Genomic DNA, 3,112 nt, shown 5'->3' with positions numbered 1-3,112 from the left:
GATCGCGCCAAGGATGGTCGGCCGTTTGACGGGTCCGGAGGAGGCGCTTCGGCGGTCGCGGGGTCGACCCGGCGGGCGTCGAGGACCGTCTGCCGTACCGCGTGGCCGCCCCTCGCCATGGACTCCAGGAGGCTGGCCTGTCCGTCGTCGATGCGGTGGCGCAGTGGCTGGGACGCCACGAAACTCCCGACGCCGTGCTCGGTTCGGACGACACCGGCACGGGCCAGGTCGGCGAGTGCTCGTCGAACGGTCAACCGGTTGACCTTGTACGCCTCAGCCAGAGCCGTCTCCGACGGCAGGGCGTCCCCCGGGGACAGTGCGCCGCCCTCGATACGGCCGAAGATATCGGCACGGAGTTGCTGCCACACCGCCATCCCGGCGACTCGGCGTATGGGGTGGACCGGCCCGAGTACCGCGCTTGGCGGCCGGTTCACGATGGAGTCACTCACGGATATCCCCTCCACGAAGTTCAACGCTCGCCCTCAGGTTGTTCATTCTGTCGTCTCCTGGACCGGACTTCCAGATGTGTATACATGTAACCAGGCTAACTCCTGTGGTGAGCCACGTGCGAAAGGAAGATCCATGCTCCGTGTCCGTGAGAAGCAGGGGGACGCCGTGCTCGATCCCGCCGCCCCGAGGATGCCCTACCGGATCCGGTGGGCTACTCCGATTGCCGTCGTCGCGCTGGCCCTGCTTGCCAACGCGTGCGGCTCGTCCGCATCCACCGGGAGTGCGTCGGGTACCAGCAAGGTTCCTCTCGTCGTGTATGGCGCGGAGGGCTACGACACCACGGTGGCGAAGGCCTTCCAGCAGGCGACGGGAATACCGACGTCGGTCTACGACGCCCACACCGGGATCGTCGTGTCAAAGATCGAGCAGGAGAAGAACAACCCTCAGTGGGGGGTGAGTTGGTTCGACGGTGATATGGCGATGGCCTCGTTCGACCAGCAAGGGCTTCTTCTCAAGGGCTGGGAGCCCAAGGTGTCGTGGAACTCACGAGGTCTTCAGTTCGTGCCCAAGGACCAGAGCTACATCCCGACCGGCTACACCATCGCGGCCACGACCCTCTACAACAGCGCCGTGATGCCGAACCCGCCGAAGTCCTGGAAGGACCTGCTCGGCCCTTCGTACCGAGGCAAGCTCGGAATCCTGAACCCCGCGATCGACGGGCCCGCATACCCGCTGATGGCTGGATGGGCCGCCCAGTTCGGCGGTGTCCCCCAGATGGAAGCCTACGTGTCCGCGCTGGTGAAAAATGGCGCCAAGGTGTACGCCGCGCCCGACGACGAACTCAACGCCATCAAGCAGGGCACCATCGACGTGGCGGTCGCTCAGAGCAGTTACGGGATGGGGGTCGGCCAGACGCAGGCCAGTATGAAGGTCTCCTACCCGCAGTCCGTCACACCGGTGCCCAGCGTCCTCGGTATCAACGCCAAGGCATCGGCGGCCGTCCAGGCCGAAGCGAAGCAGTTCGTCCAGTTCGTGCTGAGCCCCGCGGGACAGAAGGCGATGCAGGCCGGCGATCCCCACGGCGACTCGTTGTACTGGCCTGTCCTCAATGGAGTGGCACCCCGGCCCGAGGTCCCGTCACCGGCGGCGATTCCGACCAAGATTCTCGACGCCTACACCTGGGGATCCCAGGAGAACGCGATCAACCAGTGGTTCACCTCCACCATCGCCCGGTGATCCGCCGGTTGAAGGCACGTCGGTCCCTCCCCGGAGGCCGGCAGGTCTGGCGCCTTATCGCCTCCAGTCCGTATGTGTTGCTGATCGCGCTGCTGCTGGTCCCGACGGCCTGCTTCCTGCTCCTGCCCTTCATTCCCTCCGCCTTCGGGCAGGGCACGGGAGGCATCGGCTTCGCTCCGTTCCGCACCGCCTACCAGGGCTATGTGCTCACGGCTCTCGTGAACTCGATGTGGGTCGGGTTGGCCGCGAGTGCGGCCGCACTGGTGATCGCCGTCGGGCTTGCCTGGCTGTGCGAGCGGGTCCGGATCGCCGGTGCGGGGGTGTGGCGGCTGGGAGTGTGGCTGCTGCTCCTCCTGCCGACCTACCTCTCCGCGCTCGGCATCGAATACCTTCTCGCGCCCCGGGGTGTCATCGCTGAGGCGACGGGCTGGTACCCGGCCACTTTGGACCATCTGTTCGTGGGCCCTGCCGGGGTGGTGCTCGTGCTGAGCCTGCGAGGCGTCGCCTTTGCCTATTTCGCCGTTGCCGACGTCGTGCGCTCCATGGGGAGCGACCTCGCGGACGCGGCGCGGGTGCACGGGCTGCCGCGTTGGCGGACCGTGATGGTTCAGGTGGGCAGCCTCACGCCGGCGCTGCTGGCCGCCTTCGTGCTGGTGTTCGCCGAGGCCGTGAGTGACTTCGGTGTCGCCTCCACGCTGGCCGCCGACGCTCACTTCCCCGTCATCACCTACACGATCTTCACGTTCACCGCCGCCATCCCGATCGACTTCCCCGCGGCCGCAGCGATCTCGTGGAGCTTGATAGGGGTATTCGCCGCGGTGCTGGTGTTGCAGCGGTACATCCTCGGCAACCGGAACTTCTCCGCACGAGTCGGCAGCTCCAGCTCGTCGTCGGGGCGGACCGTGTCGGCGCGGGGACGGCAGGTCGCGGCACTCGCCACGGGTGCGTTCTTCACGGTCGCACTGATCGGACCTGTCCTCGGCATCGTCGGGTCCTCGCTGCTCGGCGGAACGGCGTCGTCGGGCGGAGCCGTCGCAGCCGCCAACTCATCGGGGCTCACCTTTGCGGCCTACAGGGCGCTGTTCGACACCCCAGGCCTGCTCAGTCCCGTGTGGCTGTCCCTTCAACTCGGCCTCGCGGGGGCGACGTTGGCGGTGGCCGTCGGGCTCGTCATCAATCTGTGGAACCAGTACCGGGGCAGGGCTCGCGCCGCGGCGCTGATCGACATCGGCTTGGTGGCGGTGATCGGGCTTCCCTCTATCGTCCTCGCGGCGGGGTTCGTGTTCTTCTACAACCTGCCGGCGGTCTACAACGCCCTGCCGGTCTACAACACGCAATGGCTGCTGCTCGTCGGCTATGTCGTCGGATTCTCCCCCCTCGCCGTCCGGATGCTGCACGGCCCGTTGGCCCAGGCCGGGCGGTCTCT

At 67.1% G+C, this 3,112-nt stretch carries 3 protein-coding genes; 2 read left to right on the top strand and 1 reads right to left on the bottom strand.

Annotation, left to right across the window (positions count from 1 at the left end):
* The coding region (locus tag FCI23_RS54985; protein WP_211265906.1) for a GntR family transcriptional regulator at positions 1-449 on the bottom strand (449 nt) is incomplete at its 3' end.
* A gap of 133 nt (positions 450-582) precedes the next feature.
* On the opposite strand from FCI23_RS54985, the gene FCI23_RS54980 reads away from it, so the two are divergent.
* Both FCI23_RS54980 and FCI23_RS54975 read left to right on the top strand, forming a co-directional pair.
* A complete protein-coding gene (locus FCI23_RS54980; RefSeq protein ID WP_169317481.1) occupies positions 583-1,686 on the top strand; it encodes an ABC transporter substrate-binding protein in 1,104 nt (367 codons plus the stop codon).
* On the top strand, positions 1,683-3,112 hold a 1,430-nt coding region (locus FCI23_RS54975), incomplete at its 3' end, for an ABC transporter permease (RefSeq protein WP_136731664.1). The genes FCI23_RS54980 and FCI23_RS54975, both read left to right, overlap by 4 nt.

The sequence above is a fragment of the Actinacidiphila oryziradicis genome, assembly GCF_005047355.1.
Classification (GTDB): Bacteria; Actinomycetota; Actinomycetes; order Streptomycetales; family Streptomycetaceae; genus Actinacidiphila; species Actinacidiphila oryziradicis.
The sequence above is the reverse complement of the archived record's forward strand: the minus strand, read 5'-3'. Positions and strand labels throughout refer to the sequence as shown.

Coding starts and splice junctions, on each gene's coding strand:
- FCI23_RS54980 (WP_169317481.1), top strand. CDS start 583: ATGCTCCGTGTCCGTGAGAAGCAGGGGGACGCCGTGCTCGATCCCGCC.